The following is a 24,256-nucleotide window of genomic DNA, read 5'->3' as shown; positions in this document are numbered from 1 at the left end:
CGCACGATGAATTTCCAGCACACGGAAGACCGGCGGATGCTCGCGGATTCGCTGAACCGCTTCATCGCCGAGCAATATGGCTTCGATGTGCGCGACAGGATCGCGCGTTCGCAAGAGGGCTTCAGCCGCGATATGTGGCGACGGTTTTGCGAGCTTGGCATCGTCGGCGCGTTCTTCGATGAATCGATCGGCGGCTTCGGTGGCGACGGGTTCGATGTGTCCGTCGTGTTCGAAGCGCTCGGTCGCGGGCTCGTCGTCGAACCGTTTCTCGATACGTTGATCGTCGGGCGCGCACTTGCCTTCGCGGGCGATGAGCGGCAGCGCGAGATCGTTGCGAGCATGATCGACGGGACGGCGATCGCAGCATTCGCGCATGACGAACCCGGCTCGCACTACGAGCTTGCACGCGTGAACACGCGCGCGACCCGGCATGGCGATGGATGGATGCTCAACGGCGCGAAGGGCGTCGTGCAGCAGGGCGAACATGCGGACGTGCTGCTCGTGTCGGCGCGCACGTCGGGCAACGAGTACGACGAAGCGGGCATTTCGCTCTTTATCGTGCCGCGCGATGTGCAGGGCGTGAAGATGCGCGGCTATCGCAAGATCGATGGCGGACGCGTGGCGGAAGTATCGCTCGAAAATGTGACGCTCGATGCCAATGCGCTCGTCGGCAATGAAGGCGATGCCTACGCGACGCTCACGCATGCGATCGGATATGGTCTCGTCGCGCTTGTGTCGGAAGCGGTCGGCGCGATGGATGTCGCGAAGGAGCACACGCTCGAATATTTGCGCACGCGTAAGCAGTTCGGCGTGCCGATCGGCGCGTTTCAGGCGTTGCAGCATCGCATGGCCGATGTGCTGCTCGAGATCGAGCAGGCGCGTTCCGCTGCGATCAATGCGGCGGCGGCGGTCGGCGCATCGGGTGTTGCGCGCGAGCGAGCGTTATCGGCGGCGAAGCATTCGGTCGGGCGCATCGGCACGCTCGTCGCGGAAGAGTCCATTCAGATGCATGGCGGCATCGGCATGACGTGGGAGCTGCCGCTTGCTCATTACGCGAAGCGGCTCGTGATGATCGATCATCAATTGGGCGATGAGGATCATCATCTCGCGCGGTATATCGCGCTGGGGCGGGGGGCGCTTCGCTGAAGCTTCACTACTTCAAGCCGGGATCATACAAATAGGAGACAATGACGCCCTAGCTCGCAACCCAAGGACCATGCAGAGCAACAGATAAACTCGCGAGCCAGGTTCCCGGACCTCCAGATAGTGGCAACCGAAAATATCTACAACCCGAGTCTCAACGCACCCGCCCCGGCACGCGCGCGAAGCTCGACGCCGAACGTCATCGTGCTGTGCGGCACGCTCATCGCGCTTCTCATGGTGGCGCTTTGCGCGCTGGTCCTGTATCAGGGCCGGGTCGATGCGCTCGATCGCGCGCGCGACACGTCCCGCAATCTCGCGTTGCTCGCCGAGCGCGACATCGAGCGCAATTTCGAACTCTACGAACTGTCGCTGCAAGCGGTCGTCGAAGGCGTCGAACGCGACGACGTAATGAGCCTTCCGCCCCGCCTGCGCAACGACGTGCTGTTCGACCGGGCGGCCACAGCGCGCGATCTCGGGTCGATCCTCGTGCTCGACGAGAACGGCAAGATCATCATCGATTCGGGCAGCCTCGTGCCCCGGCCGGGCGATTTCGCGGATCGCGGCTATTTCACGGTCCAACGCGACCGGCCAGACGCCGGGCTTTACATCAGCGGCCCGTATGCGTCGCGATTGCGCGGCGGCGCGCCCAGCATCGCGTTGAGCCGCAGACTCTCGCGTCCCGACGGGTCCTTCGCGGGCGTCGCGATGCTCGCCATCAACCTCGAATACTTCCGCAATCTTTTCGCGGGGCTTTCGCTCGGGCCGCACGGCGCGGTGTCGCTCATCAATCACGACGGCCTGATGATCATGCGTCAGCCGTTCGATCCGCGCGTGATCGGCCGCGACATCAGCCAGGCCGATACCTTCAAGAAATTTCGGGCGGCGGAGCAGGGCAGCTTCAGCGAAACATCGTCGATCGACGGGAGGCGCCGCCTCTACTACTTCCGCAACTTCCCGAATCTGCCGCTCATCATCATGGTGGCCGAAGGAGAAGAGGACATCTACGCGGCATGGCGGCGGCGCGCGATCATCATCGGCTCGTCGATGGGCGTGCTCGCTATCGGATTCATCGCGTTGTCGTTCGTGCTCGCCGCGCAATTCAGGCGGCGCATGCGCGCGGAGTCGGAGCTACAGTTGCTCGCGCGCACCGATGGACTCACCGGGCTGCACAATCGCCGCACGCTGGGCGAGATTCTCGATCAGGAATGGCGCAGGGCGCGCCGCACGCGCAGTCTCTTTTCGCTGCTGTTCGTCGATATCGACCGCTTCAAGGCCTTCAACGATGCCTACGGCCATCAGGCCGGCGACGACGCGCTCGCGGCCGTCGCACGCTGCATCGGCGACAACATACGGCGGCCCGTCGATACCGCCGCGCGCTACGGCGGCGAGGAGTTCGTCGTCGTATTGCCCGACACGCCCGCCGACGGCGCCGCGAAAATCGCCGAGAAGATTCGCGCGGCCATCAGCGATCTGTCGATCGAGCACGCGGGCAGCGAGTTCGGCCGCGTCACGGCGAGCATCGGTCTCGCGAGCTGGCGGCCGGAACGCGACGACGACGTAAGCGCGCTCATTCGCGCGGCCGACGAGGCGCTCTACGATGCGAAAGCGCGCGGGCGCAACCGCATCATGCAGGCAAGTTTCGTCTGAGACGGTGGACGAAAGTTCGTCGCGCAACGGCCGGGCATGTGCGTGCACGCAAAATGCTTGTTTTGCCGTAAGCTCTCGACGCCGCGCGGGCCGCCCGCCCACGACGCGACCGACCCGAACCCTTCCGATGACCCAAACGCCCGATCCAGAAGCCCGCCGCCTCGCCACGCTGGCGCGCTACCACACGCTCTTCAACGCGATCGATGACGGCTTTTGCATCATCGAATTCATCGATGGCCCGCACGGACCGCTCAGCGATTATCTGCACGTCGAGGCCAATCCGGGATACGAGCGGCACTCGGGCATTCGCGACATCGTCGGCAAGACCTTGCGCGAGATCGATCCGACCGATGCCGACGGCTGGGTCGAAATCTACGGCGACGTTCTGCGCACCGGCGCGACCGCGCGTTTCGAGCGCTACTTTCTATCGGCGGGGCGGCATATCGAGGTGTCGGCGTCGCGCGTCGAACCGCCCAGCCTGCGGCAAGTGTCGATCCTCTTTCGCGACATCTCCGCGCGCAAGAAAGCGGAGGAAGAACGCGATCGCGCGATCGCGTCGCTGCGCGCGTTCAACGAAACGCTGGAGCAGCGCGTCGCCGAGCGCACGGCGGAATTGATGCGCGCGGAAGAACAACTCCGTCAGGCGCAGAAGATGGAAGCGGTCGGTCAGTTGACGGGCGGCCTCGCGCACGACTTCAACAATCTGCTGGCGGGCGTGTCGGGCTCGCTGCAGTTGCTCGGCATTCGGCTGAGCCAAGGACGGATCGCGGAGGTCGACAAATACGTCGTCGCGGCGCAAGGCGCGGTGCGGCGCGCGGCGGCGCTGACGCATCGGCTGCTGGCGTTTTCGCGGCGGCAAACGCTCGATCCGCGTCCCACGGACGTCAACGCGCTCGTCAACGGCATGACCGAGCTGATCCAGCGCACGGTCGGCCCGGGCATCAAGGTGGAGTCTGTCGGCGCGACGGGCCTGTGGCCCGCGCTCGTCGATTCGGGACAACTGGAAAACGCGCTGCTCAACCTGTGCATCAATGCACGAGACGCGATGCCCGATGGCGGGCGCATCACCATCGAAACGGCCAACAAGTGGATCGACCACCGCGCGGCCCAAAGCCACGACATGCCCGAAGGCCAGTTCCTGTCGCTGTGCGTGACGGATACCGGCACCGGCATGACGCCCGATGTCATCGCGAATGCGTTCGATCCGTTCTTCACGACCAAGCCGATCGGCATGGGCACGGGCCTCGGTCTATCGATGATCTACGGCTTCGCGAAGCAATCGGGCGGCCAGGTTCGGATCTATTCCGAAGTCGGGCAGGGCACGACGGTCTGCATCTATCTGCCGCGCTTCTATGGCGGTGTCGATGACGATGCCGCCGATCAATCCGCATCGCCGATCTCCGGCGCGGAGTCGGGCGAAACCGTGCTCGTCGTCGACGATGAACCGAGCGTTCGCATGCTTATCGTCGATGTGCTGGAAGAGGCCGGCTACGCGGTGATCGAAGCCGCCGACAGCATCGCGGGCCTCAAGCTGTTGCAGTCGAATGTGCGGATCGATCTGCTCATCAGCGATGTCGGCTTGCCCGGCGGCATGAACGGACGCCAGATGGCCGATGCGGCGCGCGAGGCGCGTCCCGATCTGAAAGTGCTCTTCATCACCGGCTATGCGGAGAATTCGGTGATCGGCAATGGACGCCTGGAGCCCGGCATGCAAGTGCTGACCAAGCCGTTCGCGATCGAAACGCTGGCCGCGCGCGTGCGCCAGCTCGTCGACGAGTAAGGACGCCCGCGCGCTACTGCGCCTCGCCGCCCGCCATCGACTCGATGATGCTTTCGAGTTGCGCGCTCATCGGCATGTCGAGGCTTTTTCCCGACGGCAGACGTTGCAGGAACCAGCGCTTGTATTGACGCTCGATTTCGCCATCGGCGGCGAGGTTCTGGAACGTATCCTTCACGACTTGCGCAAGCTGGGGATCGTCCCTGCGATACATGATGCCGTACGGGTCATACGACAGATAATCGCCGATCACCTGATACGCGCCGCCCTTCGCCGCGTTCTCCGCGATGAGGCCGTAGAGCAGCACGTCGTCGGTGGCGAAGGCATCGGCCTCGCCGTTCGCGACGCGCGCGAAGCCTTCCGCGTGATCCGGCACGATCTGCAACTGCAGGCCGAGCGCGAACTTCCGGTCGAGATCGCGCAGCGCCTTCTCGTTCGTCGTGCCTGCCGTCACCGCGACCTTCTTGCCCGCGAGATCGCGAAACGAGCGGATCGGCGACCCTTTCCTGACCATCACCTTGGTGCCGGCCACGAAGAAGATCGGCGAAAAGGCCACGCGTTTCTGCCGCTCGACGTTGCTCGTGGTCGAGCCGCATTCGAGATCGACACGGCCATCGACGACCGCTTCGATGCGATTCTCCGGCGTCACGGGCACCCACCGGATGTTCAGGTTCTTGTGCACCGCATTGCCGATCGCGGCGACGATCGACTTGCAGAGTTCGATCGAATAGCCGATCGGCTCCTTGCGCGCGTTCAGATACGAGAACGGCACCGAGGCATCGCGATAGCCGATCGCGATCGTGCCCGTGTCGCGCGCCTTGGCGAGCGTGCCGGTCAGCGTCGCGGGCGCGTAGGCGTCGTTGTCGGGCGGCGGTGTCTGCACGTCGTCGGCCGCGCGCGCGTTCGGAGCGATCGCGATCAGGCTGGCCGCAGCCAGCGCCGACCAGAAGCGCTGCGTCTTCATGGCTCGCCTCCGTCAGACCTGCGCGGGATGCGCGAGCGACGCGTCCTGTTCGGCCTCGATGCGCGCCGCGTTCTTCGCCGCCTCCGATTCCGTCAGCAGCTCGCCTTCCCACTTCGCGACGACCGCGCTCGCGATCGAATTGCCGACGGCGTTGGTCGCCGAGCGCCCCATGTCGAGGAAGGTATCGACGCCGAGAATCAGCAGCAGTCCCGCCTCGGGAATGTTGAAGTGATTAAGCGTGGCCGCGATCACGACCAGCGACGCGCGCGGCACGCCGGCCATGCCTTTCGATGTCAGCATGAGGATCAGCAGCATCGTGATCTGCGTGCTGATCGGCAGATGAATGCCGTACGCCTGCGCGATGAAGAGCGTCGCGAACGTGCAATACATCATCGAGCCGTCGAGGTTGAACGAGTAGCCCATCGGCATCACGAAGCTGGAGATCTTGCGCTTCACGCCGAAACGATCGAGCGCGTCGAGGATCTTCGGATACGCGGCCTCCGAGCTCGCGGTCGCGAACGAAAGCATGAACGCTTCCTTGATGAGCGACAGCAGCTTGAACACGCGCCGCCGCAGGAACAGGAAGCCCGCGAGCACGAGCAGGCCCCACAGCAGAAAGAGGCTGATATAGAAGTCGGCCATGAAGACCGCGAACTTCAGAAGGATCGTCAGCCCGTTGACCGCGACGGTCGCGGCCATCGCGGCGAGCACGGCGAGCGGCGCGAGCTTCATCACGTAGCCGGTGATCTTGAGCATGACGTGCGACAGCTGATCGATCGCGGCGAGCAGGATCTTGCCGCGTTCGCCGAGCGCGGCGAGCGCGACGCCGAAGAACATCGAGAACACGACGATCTGCAGGATCTCGTTGTTGGTCATCGCTTCGGCAAACGAGCGCGGCACCATGTGACTGACGAAGTCTTTCAGCGTGAACTTCGATGTCGCGAGATTCGCCGATGCGCCGATGTCGGGAAGCGGCAAGCCGAGGTTATCGCCGGGCTTGAGCAAGTTCGACATCACGAGGCCGAGCAGCAGCGAAATGAGCGACGCGGTGAGGAACCAGCCGAGCGCCTTGGCGAACACGCGTCCGACCGAGGCGGCGTCGCCCATGTGCGCGATGCCGACGACCAGTGTGGAGAACACGAGCGGCCCGATCAGCATCTTGATGAGGCGCAGGAACACGTCGGACACGAGGGAGATGTAGCCGGCGATCTCCGTGGCGGTTTTCTTGTCGGGAAAGCTCGTGAAGATCATGTAGCCAACCACTATGCCGATGACCATCGCGCCGAGAATCCAGATGGCTGCGGAGTTCTTCTTCATGTCCAGGCCTCCATTGACTGCATATCGAACGAATGCAATGGCGAATTTCGGATGGATCAGGCGATGCAAAAACGAACGCGGCGCCGCTCAGTATAGAGCGGCGCCGCGGCGTGTGTCCGCGAACACTCGAAATGTTAGCGGCGTAGTTCCATCTTTGCCGGAACTCAGCCCGGCGTGCGCTCCGAAACCGCTTCGCGGCGCGCGTTGTAGGACGGCGCGCTGCCGTCGTCGGGCAGCGTCGAGCTTTGCGCCGCCGCGAGCAGTCTTTCGACGGACGGGCCCATCGCGTCCGTGAAGGTCTTCGGATGCACGCCGATACCCAGCACCAGCACGGCCATCGCGCCGAACAGCACGAGTTCGCGCTTGCCGAGATCGCGCAGACCGGCGACGCGCTCGTTCTTCACCGCGCCGAAAATCACGCGCTTGACCATCCACAGCGTATAGGCCGCGCTCAGGATCAGCGACGTGGCCGCAGCCGCGCCGATCCAGAAGTTCAGGCGGATCGCGCCCATCAACACTAGAAACTCGCCGACGAAACCCGAGGTGCCCGGCAGGCCGACATTGGCCATCGCGAACAGCATCGCGCAGACCGCGAAGCGGGGCATCGTGTTGGCGACGCCGCCGTAGGCATCGATCGAGCCATTTTTCGTGCGCTCGACGAGCACGCCGGTGCACAGCAGCATCGCGCCGGACACGATGCCGTACGACAGCATCTGCACGACCGCGCCTTCGGTGCCGAGGCGGTCGAAGGTAAAGAGGCCGAGCGTCACGAGACCCATGTGCGCGACTGCCGAGTAGGCAAGCAGCTTGCGCATGTCCGTCTGCGCGAGCGCGACGAGGCTGCCGTAGATCACCGCGACGAGCGACAGCGCGATCATCGCCGGGGCGAAGAAGTGCGATGCGTCGGGCACGATCGGCAACACGTAGCGCAACATGCCGTAGCCGCCGATCTTCAGCATGCCGAGCAGTACCGCCGCGCCCGTCGGGCCTTCCGAGTTCACGTCGGGCAGCCAGGTGTGGACCGGCCACATCGGCACCTTGACCGAAAACGCCGCGAGGAAGCAGACGAAGACGACGATCTGCGGCGTGAAGCCGAGCTTCAGGTTGCGCCATGCGTCGATATCGAAGGTATGCGCCTGCGTCCACAGATAAACGAGCGCGGCCAGCATTGCAAGCGAGCCGAGCAGCGAGAAAAAGAAGAAGCGAATCGCCGCGTACACGCGCCGCTCGCCGCCCCACGTGCCGATCAGCAGATACAGCGGAATCAGCGAAGCCTCGAAGAACACGAAGAACAGCATGCCATCCAGCGACGCGAACACGCCCTGCATGCAGCCCGACAGCACGAGGAACGCGCCGTAGTATTGCGCGACCTGCTTCGTGACCGAGCGCCACGACGCGACGAAGATGATGAGCGTGGTGACGGCCGTCAGCACCGTGAACCACAGCGAAATGCCGTCGACGCCCAGATGGTACGAAATGCCGAACTGCGGCAGCCACTCGACGCGCTCGACGAACTGCATCGCGCTGGACGACGCGTCGAAGCGGGAGAGCAGCGGCACGACGGGCAACAGGCTGAGAATCGCGCCGAACAGGGCGACGGCGCGCGAGAGCGTCGCGGATGCGCTGAACGTCAGCACGAAGATGCCCGACACCACTGGAATCCAGATAAGAAAACTGAGAACTGACGGCAGATGCATAGCTCGGTCGAAATCGGGCGCAAAGCACGGCCAGCACGCGAAGAAACGTGCTCGCTGGAAAGGCGCTGACAGTGGAATGTAAGGCAGGACGAGTGCGCGGAGGCTTGAATCCGGCGCGCAGCCCGAATGACTTAGGCGTATTCCTAAGGGTTAACGAGGATAACTCAAAAGAATAGTTTTTTGTGCATTGCGGCGTATCAAATTCATTGCGCCGAACGGCCTTGACTTTTTTACCGATTCCGGCTCGGCGGCACGTCGACGTGAATGAATCGTTCGTTCGCTTCGGGCTTGCCCTGATTTGCCGGAAGCCGCGTGGCCCTTAGCCTAGAACGCAAGGAAGGAGACAAGCATGAAGAAAACATTCAAGGCCGTCGTCTTTGCGCTCGTCGCGTATCTCGTCGCCGATCGCGCCATGCTCCACGCGCAGGGACGCGACCTGGCCGCGTCGTCGTGCGCGCAGAGCGCGGCGCAGATCGAATTCGACGCCCTGAGCAAGGGCTTCAGCCACGCCGCCGCGAGCAGCCAGCGCGACGCGTTCCGGTCGCAATGCCTCGTGTCGGGCCGCGCCGAGTCCGGCACGGCCGTCGCAATGCGCTGAATCGGCGTCAGTTCAGCTTCACGGTAGGCCGCACGCGCTCGCGCAGCCATTGGCTCGCGGCGTACATCAGCGCCCGCTTGACGCCCGTCAGCCCCATGATGTGCCGGCGATACAGATGCCGGTAGCACGACGCCGCGAACCATCCGTCGATGAACAGCGGCCGGCGCAGCAACTCGCTCATCAGCGCGCCCGCCGCGCCTGCGCGTCCGAAGGAGACGAGCGTGCCCTGATCGCGGTACGCGAAGAGCGGCACGGCGCGTTCGTCGAGGCGGCGCGCGAGGGCATCGGCGAGATAGACGGCCTGCTGAAACGCGGCCTGCGCGCGCGGCGGCACGAGCGCGTCGCCTTTCGCTGCGGCGCACGCGGCGCAGTCGCCCATCGCGTAGATGCCTGAGCCGGGTTCGACCTGCAAGGTTGCATCGACGATCACCTGTCCCAGCCGGTTCAGCGGCAATCCTTCCAGCGTGCGCAACACCGGCGCGCCTTCCACGCCCGCAGCCCAGATCGTGATGTCGCTTGTGAGCGTTTCGCCATCCGCGGTCGATACGGCCTGCTCGTCCACCGAACGCACGCGGCAACCCAGCCGCACTTCCACGCCGAGCTTGGCGAGCACGTCCTGAGCGCGCGTCGAAATGCGTTCGGGCAGCGCGGGCAGCACGCGCGGCGCGCCTTCCAGCAGACGAATGCGGATGTCGCTGGCCGGGTCGATCGACGCGAGGTGATACTCGCGCAGCATTTCCGCCGATCCGCGCAGCGCGGCGGCCAGTTCGACGCCCGTCGCGCCGCCGCCGATCACCGTCACCGAAACCGGCGTGCGCGCCGCGCCGGGCGTCGCCTGCCGCGCATGACTCGAACGCAGAAGGCTCGACAACAGACGCCGCCGGAACGTTTCCGCCTGCTCCACCGTTTCGAGCGTCAGCGCATGCTGCGCCGCGCCGGGAATCGAGAAGAAGTTCGTCACGCTGCCGAGCGCGAGCACGAGCGAATCGAAGGCGAGCGTTCGCTTCGGCAGGAGCGGACGTCCGTCGATATCGGTCGTCTCGTCGATGACGATCTCGCGGCGTCCACGATCGATGTTCGCGAGCGCGCCCTGCTCGAAGCGAAAGTGATTCCACTTCGCGTGCGCGGCGTAATCGATCTGATGACTCGATGCATCGATCTGTCCCGACGCGACTTCATGCAGAAGCGGCTTCCAGAAGTGCGTCGGAAAGCGGTCGATGAGGATCACCTCGGCGCGCCGCCGCTTGCCGACGCTATTGCCCAGACGCGTCGCGAGTTCCAGCCCCGCGGCGCCGCCGCCGACGATCACGATGCGATGAGGCGAATCGACCTGCCGTTGCGCGTAAGGATTCAACATCATGGCTCTCCCGGAAGTGCTGTGTGGATGCTTGACGACCTCGTTGGAAAAAATATAAGGTCCCGAAAACATATGCGCTATTTAGTATTTATCGCCGACTCATAAGTTTTCACTAATGTTAAAGACCACGACCTTCCGTCAGTTGCGCACGCTGCAGACCGTCGCGCGCGTGGGCAGCATCTCGGGCGCCGCCGATGAACTGCATCTCACGCAGCCGGCGGTCTCGTTGCAAATCTCGTTGCTCGGCGAAGCCGCGGGCACGCCGCTTTTGCGCCGCGTCGGCCGCGAAGTGCAGCTCACGGCTGCGGGCGAAGTAATGGCGCGTTACGCGAACGAAATCCTGAGCCTTTGGAACGAAGCGGGCGAAGAAGTGGCGGCGTTGCGCGGCGAACTGGGCGGCACGTTGCGCATCGGTGCGATCACGACGGCGGAATATCTCGTGCCGCCGCTGCTCGTGCGCTTCACGAAAGAGCGGCCCGGCGTGAAGCTGCAGTTTCGCATCGGCAATCGCGATGACATCGTCCGCATGCTCGCGACGAATGAAATCGATCTCGCGATCATGGGACGGCAGCCGCGCGAACTGCGCACGAGCGCCGCCGCATTCGCGAAGCATCCGATGGCGTTCGTCGCCGCGCCTTCGCATCCGCTGATGCGCGCGAAGCGCCTGCGTCTGACCGATCTCGAATCGGCGAATCTGCTTGTCAGAGAGCGCGGCTCGGGCACGCGCGTCGCGATCGAAGGGCTGTTCAAGGAAGCGGGTCTGAAGCTGCATGCCGCGTCCGAGTTATCGAGCAATGAAGCGATCAAGCAGCTCGTCGAAGCGGGACTCGGCGTGGCGTTTCTTTCGCTGCACGCGTGCGCGCTCGAAATGCAGGCGGGCTTGCTCGCGACGCTTCCCGTGCCTTCGACGCCGATCGAGCGCGCTTGGCATGTCGTGCATATGTCGGAGCGACGCCTGCCTCAGGTCGCCAATGCGTTCAGGGAATTCTTGATTCAGTCGGGAGCGGCCGTCGCGGGCCTGACTGCGCCGCCGGAAACGCACAAGCTGCGTTCGACGCGCAGAGAGAAGAAAACAGAAGTCGTTGCGGATGCAACTGGTGCCCAGGTCGGGACTCGAACCCGAACGCCTCGCGGCGCTACCCCCTCAAGATAGTGCGTCTACCAATTCCGCCACCTGGGCAAGGGGACCGAATTGTAGCGGGAAAATCGGGAAATGCGAAGGGCTTCGATCATCGCGTGCATCGTCGCGACGCTACTACAATATTCGGCAAAGCAACGGTCTCGTCGGATTCGCCTGAATAATCACATCGGTTCGCCCATACGGGAGCGTCCATGTTCGGCAACAGCTTGCGTTTCGAAGTGGGACCCGACTGGCAAGTCAACGTCGCCACCGATAGCTGGCTCATCGCGACGCTTCTCGTGATCGCCATGCTGCTGGCGATTTTCCTCGCGAGCGTCATCTGCTACTACCTGACGCGCTGGATCATGCTCGTGATCGTCAACCGGCTCGCACGCAAGGAAGGGCGCAAGTGGCTGATCGCGGCGGAGCGACATCGCGTGTTTCATCGGCTTGCGCCGCTCGGCCTGCCGCTATCGTCTATGCCGCGGCGCCGTTGCTCACGGGGCTCACGTTTCCGGTGATCCCGGCGCTCGGCAAGCCGCTCGCCATACTCGCGGCCTGCTACATGGTCTACACGATGGTGCGCGCGGCGCTTGCATTGCGCGACAGCATCGACGAGCGCTATAGCCACTTTCCTTCGGCGAGCGAGCGGCCCATCAAGAGCTTTCTGCAGATCGCCACGATCGTCGTGTATCTCGTCGCGCTGATCGCGGTCGTTTCGCTGCTGCTCGAGCGTTCGCCCGTTTATCTGCTCACCGGTCTCTCCGCGATCACGGCGCTGCTCATCATCATCTTTCGCGACTCGCTGCTCGGCTTCGTCGCCAGCATCCAGCTCGCCGCGTACGACATGCTGCGCGTGGGCGACTGGATCGAAGTGCCCGGATATGTCGCCGATGGCATCGTCATCGATATTGCCTTGAACACGATCAAGGTGCGCAACTTCGACAACACCGTCGTCATGTTGCCGAGCCAACTGCTGCTGACGAACAGCGTGAAGAACTGGCGCGGCATGGTCGCGTCGGGCGCGCGACGCTTGCGGCATGCGATTCACTTCGACGTGGACACGATCCGCTATCCCGACGACGCGTTGCTCGCGCAATTGCACGCAGCGATAGAACAGCCGCTCGTGACCGTCGAAGGCGAGCGCCGCACGAACCTCGGTTTGTATCGGCACTATCTCAGCGGATATTTGCGCGCGCACCCGGCCGTGCGTCGCGACATGCCGCTCGTGATTCGCCACGTCCAGTCCACGACGGCGGTCGTGGCACTGGAGATCTGCGTGTTCATCGACGAGATTCGCTGGGAGCGCTACGAGGCGTTGCTATCGGACATGCTCGATCACGCTTATGGCGTCGTGCCGTTTTTCGGCCTGCGCTGCTGGCAGCGCGAGCGTTCGGTGTCCGCGCCCTCAGGAAGGTGATCGAGCCATGCTTGCGTGATCGGCGCGGTGCTTGGGCACCGCTTTCAGCGGCGCGAGCACGCTACGAGCATCCTCGAGTTCCTTCCTCATTTCGTCGATGAGCCATTGCGCCACCGCGCGGGTGCTTTCCGACGGATTCGACGAGCGATGTTCGAGCACGTAATTGCAGCCCGTTTCGATGTATCGGTCCCACGCGGGAATGACCTTGCCCTCGTTCAACGGCGCCGCGATCGCGAGCAGCCAGCCGAGCACGACGCCTTGTCCGAGCATCGCGCATTGCACGGCGAGTCCGGGATCGGTGTGATGCACCGCTTCGCCGATGCCCTTGTCGGACAGCCCCGTCGCACGATGAAAATCCGCCCAGGAAAGCGTGGTCACGTCGAGATGAATATAGGCGTGACCTTCGATGCTCGCCGGCGTATCGAGCGGGCCGAATTCGGCGCGATAGTTCGGACTACAGACAGGGACGATGATCTCCGGACAAAGAAGAAGCGGTTCCTTCTCCGAACCCGGACCATGCAGCCGGATGCCGAGGTCCGCATCTTCGAGCGGTCCGTAGAGCCGCCCGGCCATCACTTGCAAGCGCAGATTGATGGAAGGAAACGCGCGGCGAAACCCCGCATAACGCGGCAAGAGCCACAAGGCGGCGAAGCCGCTCGCGAGCGACAGCGTGACGATCTCGCCTTGCGCATGATCGCGCTTGAGTTCATCGATGGTGTCGCCGATCTGCCCGAAACCCGATGCAACGGCGCGCTGCAATGTTGCGCCGCGATCGGTCAGGGTAAGCCCTAGCTTCGTGCGATCGAAGAGCCTGAAGCCGAGCGCGTCTTCGAGACGCGCCACCATGCGGCTCACGGCGACGGGCGTCACGTTGAGTTCGCCGGCCGCCTTGGTGAAGCTCAAGAGCCGCGCGGAAGTTTCGAAGACGAGCAGTGCCTGAAGGGACGGAAGTCGCAGACTCATACAACACCATGTTAAGGGGCGTGCATCCATTTGTAATTTGACGGCGCATATTGACCTCCTTACCTTGAGTCCGACGCTTACTTCTTCTCGCAGGCCATGACCACTGCTTCGTCGGACCCGTTGCTTCAGCCCTTTGCCCTCAGGCATCTCGTACTCAGAAACCGTGTGATGAGCACGAGTCACGCGAGCCGTCTCACGCGTGATGAATTCCCTCAGGAGGTTTATCAACGGTATCACGAGGAAAAGGCGAAAGGGGGTATCGCGCTGACGATGTTCGGCGGCTCGTCGAACGTCAGTCTCGACAGTCCCAATACGTTCCAGCAGATCAACGTCTCGACCGATGCCGTGGTGCCGCATCTGCGGCGCTTTTCCGATCGCGTCCATACGCACGGCGCAGCGCTCATGTGCCAGATCACACATCTCGGGCGGCGCGGCGATGCATACACGGAACCGTGGCTGCCGATGATCGCGCCATCGGCCGTGCGCGAAACGCTGCATCGGGCGATGCCGCAGGCTATCCACGATGCCGACATCAAACGCGTGATCCGCGACTTCGGCCTTGCGGCGAAGCGCTGCCGCGATGGCGGTCTGGACGGCATCGAAACCCATGCGGGCGGGCATCTCATCGGCCAGTTCATGGACCCGACCGTGAACCTGCGCACCGATAAATACGGCGGTTCGACGGCGAATCGCGTGCGCTTCGCAATCGAGGTTCACGAAGAAATACGCAAGCAGGTGGGCGACGATTTCATCGTCGGCTTTCGCTTCGCGCTCGAAGACGGATGCAGCTTCGAGGAAGGGCTGGAGATGTCGCGCATCCTGCAGAGCACGGGTCTGTTCGATTTCTTCAACGTCACGTTCGGGCGCATGGACACGAAGATGTCGCTCGCGGTCAACTCGATGCCGGGCATGTTCGTGCCGTCTGCACCGTGGCTGCCCAAAGCGGCCGCGTTCAAGCGCGCGGTCGATCTGCCCGTCTTCCACGCAGCGAAGATCGCCGATCTCGCCACGGCGCGTTATGCGATACGCGAAGGTCTGCTCGACATGGTCGGCATGACGCGCGCGCATATCGCGGAGCCGCATCTCGTGAAGCTCGTCGAAGCAGGCAAGGAGGATGAAGCGAGGCCGTGCGTCGGCGCATCGTTCTGCCGCAACTTTCGCGCGACGTGCATTCATAACCCGGCGACATCGCGCGAGACGTATCTCACGCATGACATACCGGAGGCCGAGCAGAAGAAGCGCGTGCTCATCGTCGGCGCGGGACCTGCGGGCCTCGAAGCCGCGCGCATCTGCGCGACGCGCGGCCATGACGTCACCGTGCTCGAGGCGAACTCGGAGGCGGGCGGACAGATGTTGCTCGCGGCGACGGGAAGCTGGCGGCGCGATCTTATCGGCATCGTCGACTGGCGCGTGGCGCAACTCGACAAGCTCGCTGTCGATGTGCGCTACAACCACTACGCCGAGTTGAGCGACGTGCTCGATCATGGCGCGGATGTGGTCATCGTCGCGACGGGCGGCCTGCCGAATCTGGATGCGTTGCCGGGCGGCGAGCTCTGCAAGTCCGTCTTCGATGCGCTCACCGAAACGCCGCCGCGCGAAGGCAGCGTGCTCGTCTACGACGGCACGGGCCGGCATAACGCGTATCTCTGCGCCGAGCGTTATGTCGATGCGGGCCTTGCTGTATCGCTCGCGCTCATCGACAGCGTGCCCGCGCAGGAAACCGGCGGACGCGGCGACGATCAGGTCTGGATGCGCAATATCGCGCGCTGGGATGTGCCGGTCCGCACGAACATCGAATTGATCGAAGTGATCGCGACCGATGGCGGCAAGCGCCGCGCCGTGTTCCGTCATCATCTGACGAACGAGCTCGTCGAGATGGAAGCGGATCATGTCGTGGTCGAGCGCGGCATGCTCGCGGTCGAGGATCTCTTCGAAGCGGCGCGCATGTATTCGGCCAATGACGGCTACACCGATCTCGAAGCATTCGCGACAGGCAAGCCGCAACCCGAAGCGAGGGAACGCGAGGAAGGACAGTTCCACTTGTACCGCATCGGCGATGCCAGCGCGTCGCGCGATATCCATACGGCCATCTATGACGCCTATCGGCTTTGCATGGCGCTGTGAAGGCAGGTTGCATCTCATCCGTTGAAACGACAATGAACGAGCGAGGCTCACATGACATTGCCGAAGGACTTCGTAGTTGCCGATCCGAGCCGCCGCAAGGCGATCAAAACGCTTGCCGCGGCGGGTGCGGCGACGCTGATCTTGCCGGGCGCATCGTCGCTTGCATTCGCCGCGAACGAGCCCGCGCCGCAACGCGGCGGACGCATCCGCGTGGCGCTCGCGAATCAGTCGCTGATGGACTCGCTCGATCCCGCGAAGGGAACGCATACCGGCGATTACGCTCGCGCGTACATGTTCTATAGCGGCCTCACCGAACTCGACGCCGACTTCAAGACGCAGAACGCGCTCGCGGAGAAGCTCGAATCCGACGACTTCACGACATGGACCGTCACACTGCGGCCCAACGTGCATTTCCACGACGGCAAGCCGCTGACATCCGACGATGTCGTGTTCTCGTTGATGCGCCACAAGGACCCGGCGACCGGCTCGAAAGCGAAATCGATAGCGGATGGCATCAGCTCGGTGAAGGCGGCGGGACCGTTGAAAGTCGAGATCACGCTGACCGAGCCGAACGTCGATCTTCCCGCGCTGCTCGCGATTCCGCATCTCGTGATTGTCGCCGCGAACACGACCGATTTTTCGAAGGGCAACGGCACGGGACCGTTCACATGCAAGGAGTTCACGCCGGCGCAACGCTGCATCGGCGCGCGCAATGCGAACTTCTGGAAGCCGGGGCGTCCGTATCTGGATGAAGTGGAGATCATCGGCATCGGCGATGATGCAGCGCGCACCAATGCGCTGCTCGCGGGCGATGTGCAGCTCATCTCGCCACTGCCCGCGCGCGATGTCGACCGCGTGAAGCAGACCGGCAAGGTGACCGTGCTCGAAAGTCCGTCTCAACTCTATTCCGATCTCGCTCTGCGGCAGGACATGCTGCCGACGAAGAGCGCGGACTTCAACGAAGGCATCAAGTATCTGCATGATCGCCAGCGCATCGTGAACGTGATGTTGCGCGGACACGGCACGCTCGCGAACGATCATCCGGTGCCCGAGTGGCATCCATACTTCATGAAGGGATTGCCTCAGCGCACGTTCGATCCGGACAAGGCGCAGTTCCACTTCAAGAAGGCCGGCACGCCGGGCGCGCGTGCGGAGATCATCGCGCCGCCATCCGTCGAGACCGCGCTCGATTCCGCGATGCTGATCCAGCAGGCGGCGAAACAGGCGGGCGTCGACATCAACGTGCGCCGCGTGCCCGCCGATGGTTACTGGACGACCTACTGGATGAAGTATCCGATGACCTACGGCTCGATCCTGCCGCGCCCGACGCTCGATCTGCTGTACACGCAGTTCTTTCGCTCGAACGCGAACTGGAACGAGTCCGGCTGGAAGAACGAGCAGTTCGATCAACTGTTGATACAGGCGCGCCGCGAACGCGACGAAGCGAAGCGCAAGCAGATGTACGGCGACATGCAGACCATCGTCTACGAGAAGAACAGTCTCGTGATTCCGGCCTTCATCAACTTCATCGACGCGCAAAGCTCGAACTTGCGCGGCTTGAAGGGGACGCCGTCAGGACGCGTGATGGGCTATCGGTTCGCGGAGTTCGCGTGGCTCGCGAAGGCGTGACGATCGATTACCACACGGCCTGGCTCGTCAGCGCAAATTGCGTGAACGTCGCATCGGTGGATGGCTTGCCGTTGAGCGCCATCTGCTCGATGGTATCGACGAGCGGCAGGCCGAGTCCTTCCAGCCACGAGGAAAGGCCGTAACGCAAGGGCGTATCGATGCGCACGAACATGCCCGCGTTCAGTGCGAGCCAATAGCTGATCAGCGCTTTGGCGCGGCTCTGGTCCGCCGACTCGGGCGCGACGACCGGGCCGATCACGTGACCATCGCCGAAACGTCGGAAGAGCGCGAAGCCGATCAGTTCGCCATCGCGATCGAGTGCGATGCCGCTCGCGACATCGAGCAATTGCGGCATGAGTTCCGTGCGATCCAGCCCGCTTGCGCGCGATGCCAGCGCGGCAAGACGCGGCGTATCCTTCGCGCCGATCGGACGGAGCCGTTCGCCCGGCGGCAGCGAAACGAGCGGCGGCTGAAAGGCCGCGCCCTGATGTTGATGAATGGTGTCGATGGTTTCGAAGCCGCGTTCCACGCAAAGCGGTTTGCCTTCGTTCGATGCGTGGATCAGCAGCATGCGCGGACCGAGCTTCGCACGCAGGCGGTCGAGCAGTCCGCGCCCGATGCCGCGCCGCTGATGTTCCGGCGACACGATGAACATGCCGAGCGTCGCCGCATCCGCGCCGAACTGGAACGCGAGCGCCGTACCGACGAGCGCACCGTTCTGATCGACCGCCGCGAAGCCGCTGCCGATACGCGCCGCGAAACGCCAATCGTCCGCGCGATGCCGCCATTTCACGGACGCGGACAACGCGTGCGCTGCAGGAAGGTCGTCGAGCGTGAAAGCCCGGTATTCGACCACTTCGTTATTGTTCGAGTCAGGCACGCGGCCTCCTCAGTTTGAAGACATTTACCGTGACTTTGACACCGCGCAGCGCGCATGGCTAGGACGATCTTCCTGTCCCGCACGGCCCGAGATTCCGCCGCGTGGTGCAACGCAAAACCGCAGGTTATCGCGGCAAGAACGCGCGCGCTGTGCTGAATCGGCAATTTTGTCGGCGAAATATGCCGGCGCGCTGGCCCTACGATGGAGTCATGTCAACGCAACATGCCGAGGAGGACTCACGCATATGGACCGGTTCGATCCTGCCAGCATCGTCATCAGAAGCGGGCACTTCATCGGCGGCGAACTGATCGATGCGGGCGCGTCGCGTATCGAGGTAACGCGTCCGTCGGATGGCGTCGCGTATGCCTCGGTGCCCGTCGCCGATGACGCGATGATCGACTACGCCGTGCAGAACGCCTACAGCGCGTTCAAAAAGAGCGACTGGGCCCGCCGCGCGCCACGCGAGCGCGCACGCGTGCTGCGCAGGTTCGCCGATCTCGTCGCTGCCGACGCTGCGAATCTCGCGCCGCTCGAAGCGATCGGCTCGACGCGGCCGGTGCGCGACGCATACAACTGGGACGTGCCGTTCACCGCCGAGAGCATCCGCTTCTATGCGGAGCTTGCCGACAAGATCGGCGGCGATGTTGCGGCAACGGATCATCGACATCTCGGCATGACGATCGCGGAGCCGTATGGCGTGATCGGCGCGATTGCTCCGTGGAACTTTCCGCTCGTGATGGGCATATGGAAGACCGCGCCCGCGCTCGCGGCGGGCAACGCGGTCGTGCTGAAGCCTTCGGAGATGACGCCGTTCAGCGCGTTGCGTCTCGCCGAGCTCGCGCTCGAAGCGGGCGTGCCGCCGGGCATCTTCAACGTCGTTCAGGGCGATGGCCGCACCACCGGCGATGCGCTCGTGCGTCATCCCCGCATCGGCAAAGTGACGTTCACCGGATCGACGCACACCGGCGCCGCGATCATGGCCGCATGCGCGCAAAGCGGCACGAAGCCGGTCACGCTGGAACTGGGCGGCAAGAGCCCGCAGATCGTGTTCGCCGACGCACCGCGCATCGATGAGGTCGCACGTCGCATCGCGGGCGCGATCACGGGGAATGCGGGGCAAGTGTGCGTCGCGGGATCGAGGCTGCTCGTGCAGCGCGGCATCGCCGAAGAACTGACGGATCGCATCGCGCAAGCATTCGGCGAACTGAAAGCGGGCGCGACCTGGGCTGCGGGCACGACCTTGCCGCCGATCATTTCGGAGCCGCAGGCGCAGCGCATCGATGCGATCGTTCAGCGCAGCATCGCGAACGGCGCGACCATGCGTTGCGGCGGAAAGCGTGCCGATGCCGCGACGCCCGGCGCGTTCTATTCGCCAACGTTGCTGTGCGACGTCACGCAGGAGAGCGACGCCGTGCGCAATGAAATCTTCGGCCCGGTGCTCACCGTGCAGTCGTTCGACACCGAAGAAGAAGCGTTGGAACTCGCAGCGCATCCGGACTACGGCCTTGCTGCGGGCGTGCATACCGCGGACATCGGTCGCGCGTTGCGCATGGTACGCGGCATCGAAGCGGGCACGGTATGGGTGAATCGCTATGGACGTACCAGCGATTTCGTGATTCCGACGGGCGGCTACAAGCGCTCTGGCATTGGCAAGGATCTCGGACGGCAGGCTTACGAAGCGAATCTGCGCTTCAAGAGCGTGCTCATCGATACGGAAGTCTGAAGCGCACGATCGTTCCAAACGTGCGCCGCATTTTCTGCTGTGGCGACGCCTCAAAACGCATGACTTGTATCGTCGCGAGGCACGCATTCAACGCCATCAGTCATTTTTGCCTTGTTTAAATTTTCTCGACACTTCGCTGTTTCTTGTTTCAACCAACACACGACAGGACTGACATCATGATCGATTTCGAGCCGAAGTACATCACGTTCGACTGCTACGGCACGCTGACGAAATTCCGCATGGCCGACATGACCCGCGAGATGTACGCAGACCGCCTGCAGGGCGACGACCTCGAACAATTCGTCAAGTTCTTCGCGGGCTATCGCCGCGACGAAGTGCTCGGCGCGTGGAAGCCGTATCGCGACGTGATCGTCAATTCGGTGCGCCGCGCGTGCGAGCGCATGAACGTCGAATTCAACGAAGCCGAAGCCGAAAAATACTACCTCGCCGTGCCGACGTGGGGCCCGCATCCGGATGTGCCGGAAGGTCTCTCGCGTCTCGCGAAGAAGTACAAGCTCGTGATTCTGTCGAACGCATCGGACGATCAGATTCAGAGCAACGTCGACAAGCTCGGCGCGCCGTTTCATCGCGTGTTCACGGCGCAGCAGGCGCAGTCGTACAAGCCGCGCATGCAGGGCTTCGAGTACATGTTCGATCAATTGAACTGCAATCCGGAAGACGTGCTGCATGTGTCGTCGAGCCTGCGCTACGACCTGATGACCGCGCACGACATGGGCATCAAGCACAAGGCGTTCGTGAAGCGCGGCCACGAGCCGGGCACGCCGTACTACGAGTATTACGAAGTGGACACCATCGGCGATCTCGCCGGTCAACTCGGTCTGTAATCGAAGCCACTTCACGCGAGCAATGCCGATGAAACTCGACTCCTACTGGCTCGATACCGCGCCTTCGATCATCTCGACGTGCGAAGGCCCGGCGGATGGCCAGGCCGATGTCGCCGTGATCGGCGGCGGGTTCACCGGTTTGTCGGCGGCGCTCGCGTTGGCGAAGCGCGGCGCGTCGGTCGTCGTGCTCGATGCCGGGCGCATGGGCGGCGGCGCGTCGGGACGCAACGGCGGTCAATGCAATACGGGCGTCGCGCAGGATTATGCGGCGCTGCGCTCGCAACTCGGCGCGGAGCGCGCGCAAGGCTGTTATCGCGCGTATGCGGCGGCGGTGAGCACGGTCGAACGTTTGATCCGCGAAGAAAACATCGATTGCGACTATCTCGCGTCGGGCAAGCTGAAGCTCGCCGCGAAGCCGCATCATCTCGAACATATCGCGAAGACCGCCGAGTTGATCCGGCGCGAAGTCGATCCGGATATCGATGTGCTCGATCGCGAGCAGGTCCGCAATGAAGTGCAGTCCGATGCCTTTCACGGCGGGCTGTTGCAACGTCACGGCGGACAGATGCATATGGGCAAGTTCGCCGTCGGCCTCGCGAATGCAGCGGCGAGGCAAGGCGCGCGTCTCTATGAGCACGCTGAAGTCACGGCGATCGCGAAGGAAGGCGGCGCCTATCGAATCGATTCGAAGCGCGGCACGTTGCGCGCAAGGCAAGTGCTGATCGCGACAGGGCCTTCGAAGCATGGACCGTTCGCGTGGTATCGGCGCAGGCTTGCACCGGTCGGCTCGTTCATCATCGTGACGGAGCCGCTGCCAGCGGAACAACTGAAGCAACTGTTGCCGCAGCGCCGCTCGTACACGACGAGCCGCCTGATGCACAACTATTTTCGCGTGACGCCCGATTCACGTTTGCTGCTCGGCGGACGCGCGCGCTTCACCGCGTCGGAACGTCCATCGGACGCGAAGAGCGGACGCATCCTGCAGGCGAATCTCGCAGCTATTTTCCCGAGTCTCGCCAGTGCGCGCATCGACTATTGCTGGGGCGGTCTCGTCGATATCACCGCGGATCGCCTGCCACGCGCGGGCCAGCACGATGGCATCTATTTCTCGATGGGCTACAGCGGCCACGGCACGCAGATGTCGACGCACATGGGCCAGATCATGGCCGACGTGATGAACGGCAACGCCGATGCGAACCCGTGGCGCGATTTCGACTGGCCCGCGATTCCGGGCCATACGGGCAAGCCGTGGTTCCTGCCGCTCGTCGGCGCGTATTACTCGATCAAAGACGTTTTCTATTGAAGCATCGAAAGCAAAGACAGACGGCCTTCATCCAATAACCAAGCCGTCGAACATTCACAGTCCCTATCGCGGAGAAGTTCATGAGCATCGACAAATCGCCTGAAGCACTCGTTCACGCCGATGCCGGCAAACGCCTGGAAGAACTGACGCGCCGTGGCGCGTCCCGGCGCAATGTCCTTCGCGCGATGGCCGCGGGCGGACTCATGTCAATGACGGGCGCGGGTCTGCTCACCGCGAGCGGCGCGGCTTTCGCGCAGGACAAGCCGAAGCAGGGCGGACGCATTCGCGTGGCGACGCAGTCGTCGTCAGCCGCCGATACGCTCGATCCGGCGAAGGGCGCGCTCGGCACGGACTACGCGCGCGGCTTCATGTTCTACAGCGGCCTGACCGAACTCGACAATCATCTCGGCGCGAAGATGGCGCTCGCCGAATCGCTCGAAACGAAAGACGCGACCGTGTGGGTCGTGAAGCTGCGCAGCGGCGTGCAGTTCCACGATGGCAAATCGCTCGCGCCGCAGGACGTCATCTATTCGCTGATGCGCCATAAGGATCCGGCGGTCGGCTCGAAGGCGAAGACGCTCGCCGATCAGTTCAAGGAAATCAAGGCGACTGGCCCGAACGAGCTCACGATCACGCTGACGGGCGCGAACGCGGACCTGCCCGTGATTCTCGCGGACTCGCACTTCCTCATCATCAAGGACGGCACGACGGACTTCAAGACGGCGGTCGGCACGGGCCCGTTCAAGCTGAAGGAGTTCTCGCCGGGCGTGCGTACCGTCGGCGTGCGCAACGAGAAGTACTGGAAGCCGGGCATGCCGCATCTGGACGAAGTGGAGCTGATCGGCATCGCGGACGAACCCGCGCGCGTGAACGCGCTGATGTCCGGCGACGTGCAGCTCATCAATGCAGTGAGCGCGCGCTCGACCGAGCGGATCAAGGGCACGCCGGGCTTCGCGGTGCTGGAAACGAAGACGGGCCAGTACACCGATCTCATCATGCGCGACGATGGCGGCATCACCGGCAATGCGGATTTCCGCCGCGGCATGATGTACCTGATGGATCGCGAGCAGATGCGCAAGACGATCTTCCGCGGCTATGGCGCGATCGGCAACGATCAGCCTATCGATCCGAGCAACAAGTACTACATGTCGGGTCTGCCGCAACGCGGCTTCGATCCGGACAAGGCGAAGTTCCACTTCCAGAAGGCGAAGCTGGGCAGCACGCCGATTCAACTGTACGCATCGCCGGCGGCGGAAGGTTCCGTGGAGATGGCCGTGCTGATGCAGCAGGTCGCGCCGCAAGCGGGCATCAATCTGCAAGTGACGCGCGTGCCGGCGGATGGTTACTGGTCGAATCACTGGATGAAGCATCCGCTCGGCTTCGGCAACATCAACGCGCGCCCGAGTGCGGACGTGATCTTCACGCAGTTCTTCAAATCCGATGCGCCATGGAACGAAGCGAACTGGAAGAGCCCGCAGTTCGACCAGATGCTCGTCGCCGCGCGTGGCGAACCGGACGATGCGAAGCGCAAGAAGATTTACGGCGACATGCAGGAGCTCGTGCATACGGACGGCGGCATCGGCATTCCGATGTTCCAGAGTTCGCTCGACGCGCATACGACGAAGCTGAAGGGCTTGGGCGGCATTCCGCTCGCGGGCCTGATGGGCTGGATGTTCGCGGAGAACGTGTGGCTCGAGGCATGAGCATGCTTTGAAGCGGGATGTGCGCCATCTTCCGATGGCGCGCGCA

The 24,256-nt window shown here is 63.5% G+C and carries 18 protein-coding genes, 1 tRNA gene and 1 pseudogene; 13 read left to right on the top strand and 7 right to left on the bottom strand.

The annotated features are described in order from the left end of the window. Positions 1-6 precede the first annotated feature (6 nt). The 3 genes from QCE49_RS15970 (at position 7) to QCE49_RS15960 (ending at position 4,570) form a co-directional block, all read left to right on the top strand. Entirely contained in the window at positions 7-1,146 is a 1,140-nt protein-coding gene (locus QCE49_RS15970; RefSeq protein WP_250441545.1) for an acyl-CoA dehydrogenase family protein, read from the top strand. Positions 1,147-1,266: 120 nt separating this feature from the next. Beyond that, positions 1,267-2,790: a sensor domain-containing diguanylate cyclase gene (locus QCE49_RS15965; protein WP_051996395.1), complete on the top strand. Its 1,524-nt coding sequence runs from the start codon at positions 1,267-1,269 to the stop codon at positions 2,788-2,790. Between the two features lie 127 nt (positions 2,791-2,917). After that, the gene (locus tag QCE49_RS15960) at positions 2,918-4,570 is read left to right on the top strand and encodes an ATP-binding protein (RefSeq protein ID WP_008347018.1); all 1,653 of its coding nucleotides are present in this window, start codon (positions 2,918-2,920) and stop codon (positions 4,568-4,570) included. Positions 4,571-4,583: 13 nt separating this feature from the next. Here the strand turns inward: QCE49_RS15960 and QCE49_RS15955 are convergent, their stop codons facing one another. From QCE49_RS15955 to QCE49_RS15945, 3 genes are all read right to left on the bottom strand, one after another. Continuing rightward, on the bottom strand, positions 4,584-5,531 hold the full coding sequence (locus QCE49_RS15955) for an amino acid ABC transporter substrate-binding protein (RefSeq protein WP_008347016.1): 948 nt from the start codon (positions 5,529-5,531) through the stop codon (positions 4,584-4,586). A 12-nt stretch (positions 5,532-5,543) separates the two neighbouring features. Continuing rightward, entirely contained in the window at positions 5,544-6,848 is a 1,305-nt protein-coding gene (locus tag QCE49_RS15950) for a dicarboxylate/amino acid:cation symporter (protein ID WP_008347015.1), read from the bottom strand. 164 nt (positions 6,849-7,012) lie between these two features. Next, positions 7,013-8,545 carry a NuoM family protein gene (locus tag QCE49_RS15945; protein WP_033536446.1) on the bottom strand — a complete coding sequence of 511 codons (1,533 nt, stop codon included), beginning with the start codon at positions 8,543-8,545 and terminating at the stop codon, positions 7,013-7,015. A gap of 349 nt (positions 8,546-8,894) precedes the next feature. Between QCE49_RS15945 and QCE49_RS15940 the strand changes: the two genes are divergently transcribed. Beyond that, positions 8,895-9,143: an adhesin gene (locus QCE49_RS15940; RefSeq protein ID WP_175981421.1), complete on the top strand. Its 249-nt coding sequence runs from the start codon at positions 8,895-8,897 to the stop codon at positions 9,141-9,143. A 7-nt stretch (positions 9,144-9,150) separates the two neighbouring features. Here the strand turns inward: QCE49_RS15940 and QCE49_RS15935 are convergent, their stop codons facing one another. Beyond that, positions 9,151-10,503, bottom strand: a complete 1,353-nt coding sequence (locus QCE49_RS15935; protein WP_250437431.1) for an NAD(P)/FAD-dependent oxidoreductase — start codon at positions 10,501-10,503, stop codon at positions 9,151-9,153. Positions 10,504-10,615: 112 nt separating this feature from the next. Here QCE49_RS15935 and QCE49_RS15930 point away from each other — a divergent pair. Next, positions 10,616-11,545 (top strand): annotated as a pseudogene (locus QCE49_RS15930) (LysR family transcriptional regulator); the annotation flags it as partial. Positions 11,546-11,595: 50 nt separating this feature from the next. Here the strand turns inward: QCE49_RS15930 and QCE49_RS15925 are convergent. Continuing rightward, a tRNA-Leu gene (locus tag QCE49_RS15925) sits at positions 11,596-11,680 on the bottom strand. A 152-nt stretch (positions 11,681-11,832) separates the two neighbouring features. Between QCE49_RS15925 and QCE49_RS15920 the strand changes: the two genes are divergently transcribed. Beyond that, complete coding sequence (locus tag QCE49_RS15920; protein ID WP_250458267.1) at positions 11,833-12,141, top strand: hypothetical protein; 309 nt, start codon at positions 11,833-11,835, stop codon at positions 12,139-12,141. Beyond that, positions 12,114-13,040 (top strand): mechanosensitive ion channel family protein, encoded by a 927-nt coding sequence (locus QCE49_RS15915; RefSeq protein WP_250458266.1) that lies wholly within the window; start codon positions 12,114-12,116, stop codon positions 13,038-13,040. Before QCE49_RS15920 ends, QCE49_RS15915 begins: the two co-directional genes overlap by 28 nt. On the opposite strand, the gene QCE49_RS15910 is transcribed toward QCE49_RS15915, so the two are convergent. Next, positions 13,029-14,003, bottom strand: coding sequence for a LysR family transcriptional regulator (locus tag QCE49_RS15910; protein ID WP_250458264.1), 975 nt, complete (start codon positions 14,001-14,003; stop codon positions 13,029-13,031). The genes QCE49_RS15915 and QCE49_RS15910 overlap by 12 nt on opposite strands. 96 nt (positions 14,004-14,099) lie before the next feature. Here QCE49_RS15910 and QCE49_RS15905 point away from each other — a divergent pair, with 96 nt between their 5' ends. Next, complete coding sequence (locus tag QCE49_RS15905; protein ID WP_409017234.1) at positions 14,100-16,127, top strand: FAD-dependent oxidoreductase; 2,028 nt, start codon at positions 14,100-14,102, stop codon at positions 16,125-16,127. Between the two features lie 51 nt (positions 16,128-16,178). Beyond that, entirely contained in the window at positions 16,179-17,756 is a 1,578-nt protein-coding gene (locus tag QCE49_RS15900) for an ABC transporter substrate-binding protein (RefSeq protein WP_008347001.1), read from the top strand. Positions 17,757-17,763: 7 nt separating this feature from the next. On the opposite strand, the gene QCE49_RS15895 is transcribed toward QCE49_RS15900, so the two are convergent. Continuing rightward, positions 17,764-18,636: a GNAT family N-acetyltransferase gene (locus QCE49_RS15895; RefSeq protein WP_008346999.1), complete on the bottom strand. Its 873-nt coding sequence runs from the start codon at positions 18,634-18,636 to the stop codon at positions 17,764-17,766. 244 nt (positions 18,637-18,880) lie between these two features. On the opposite strand from QCE49_RS15895, the gene QCE49_RS15890 reads away from it, so the two are divergent. The 4 genes from QCE49_RS15890 to QCE49_RS15875 all read left to right on the top strand — a co-directional run bounded on the left by QCE49_RS15890 (position 18,881) and on the right by QCE49_RS15875 (position 24,210). Further along, positions 18,881-20,359 carry an aldehyde dehydrogenase gene (locus tag QCE49_RS15890; protein ID WP_250458262.1) on the top strand — a complete coding sequence of 493 codons (1,479 nt, stop codon included), beginning with the start codon at positions 18,881-18,883 and terminating at the stop codon, positions 20,357-20,359. Between the two features lie 176 nt (positions 20,360-20,535). Continuing rightward, a complete protein-coding gene (locus QCE49_RS15885) occupies positions 20,536-21,204 on the top strand; it encodes a haloacid dehalogenase type II (RefSeq protein ID WP_008346995.1) in 669 nt (222 codons plus the stop codon). Positions 21,205-21,232: 28 nt separating this feature from the next. After that, positions 21,233-22,507: an FAD-binding oxidoreductase gene (locus QCE49_RS15880; protein ID WP_250458261.1), complete on the top strand. Its 1,275-nt coding sequence runs from the start codon at positions 21,233-21,235 to the stop codon at positions 22,505-22,507. An 80-nt stretch (positions 22,508-22,587) separates the two neighbouring features. Continuing rightward, positions 22,588-24,210 carry an ABC transporter substrate-binding protein gene (locus tag QCE49_RS15875; RefSeq protein ID WP_008346991.1) on the top strand — a complete coding sequence of 541 codons (1,623 nt, stop codon included), beginning with the start codon at positions 22,588-22,590 and terminating at the stop codon, positions 24,208-24,210. Positions 24,211-24,256: the final 46 nt, after the last annotated feature.

The organism is Caballeronia sp. LZ008 (assembly GCF_031451435.1).
GTDB classification, from domain to species: domain Bacteria; phylum Pseudomonadota; class Gammaproteobacteria; order Burkholderiales; family Burkholderiaceae; genus Caballeronia; species Caballeronia zhejiangensis.
Note: the sequence above shows the minus strand (reverse complement) of the source record. Positions and strands in the feature narration are given on the sequence as shown.

What these genes read in the sequence shown, in the direction of transcription:
- QCE49_RS15970 (WP_250441545.1), top strand. Translation starts at nt 7, where the DNA reads ATGAATTTCCAGCACACGGAAGACCGGCGGATGCTCGCGGATTCGCTG.
- QCE49_RS15960 (WP_008347018.1), top strand. Translation starts at nt 2,918, where the DNA reads ATGACCCAAACGCCCGATCCAGAAGCCCGCCGCCTCGCCACGCTGGCG.
- QCE49_RS15955 (WP_008347016.1), bottom strand. Translation starts at nt 5,531, where the DNA reads ATGAAGACGCAGCGCTTCTGGTCGGCGCTGGCTGCGGCCAGCCTGATC.
- QCE49_RS15950 (WP_008347015.1), bottom strand. Translation starts at nt 6,848, where the DNA reads ATGAAGAAGAACTCCGCAGCCATCTGGATTCTCGGCGCGATGGTCATC.
- QCE49_RS15945 (WP_033536446.1), bottom strand. Translation starts at nt 8,545, where the DNA reads ATGCATCTGCCGTCAGTTCTCAGTTTTCTTATCTGGATTCCAGTGGTG.
- QCE49_RS15940 (WP_175981421.1), top strand. Translation starts at nt 8,895, where the DNA reads ATGAAGAAAACATTCAAGGCCGTCGTCTTTGCGCTCGTCGCGTATCTC.
- QCE49_RS15935 (WP_250437431.1), bottom strand. Translation starts at nt 10,503, where the DNA reads ATGATGTTGAATCCTTACGCGCAACGGCAGGTCGATTCGCCTCATCGC.
- QCE49_RS15920 (WP_250458267.1), top strand. Translation starts at nt 11,833, where the DNA reads ATGTTCGGCAACAGCTTGCGTTTCGAAGTGGGACCCGACTGGCAAGTC.
- QCE49_RS15910 (WP_250458264.1), bottom strand. Translation starts at nt 14,003, where the DNA reads ATGAGTCTGCGACTTCCGTCCCTTCAGGCACTGCTCGTCTTCGAAACT.
- QCE49_RS15905 (WP_409017234.1), top strand. Translation starts at nt 14,100, where the DNA reads ATGACCACTGCTTCGTCGGACCCGTTGCTTCAGCCCTTTGCCCTCAGG.
- QCE49_RS15900 (WP_008347001.1), top strand. Translation starts at nt 16,179, where the DNA reads ATGACATTGCCGAAGGACTTCGTAGTTGCCGATCCGAGCCGCCGCAAG.
- QCE49_RS15890 (WP_250458262.1), top strand. Translation starts at nt 18,881, where the DNA reads ATGGACCGGTTCGATCCTGCCAGCATCGTCATCAGAAGCGGGCACTTC.
- QCE49_RS15885 (WP_008346995.1), top strand. Translation starts at nt 20,536, where the DNA reads ATGATCGATTTCGAGCCGAAGTACATCACGTTCGACTGCTACGGCACG.
- QCE49_RS15880 (WP_250458261.1), top strand. Translation starts at nt 21,233, where the DNA reads ATGAAACTCGACTCCTACTGGCTCGATACCGCGCCTTCGATCATCTCG.
- QCE49_RS15875 (WP_008346991.1), top strand. Translation starts at nt 22,588, where the DNA reads ATGAGCATCGACAAATCGCCTGAAGCACTCGTTCACGCCGATGCCGGC.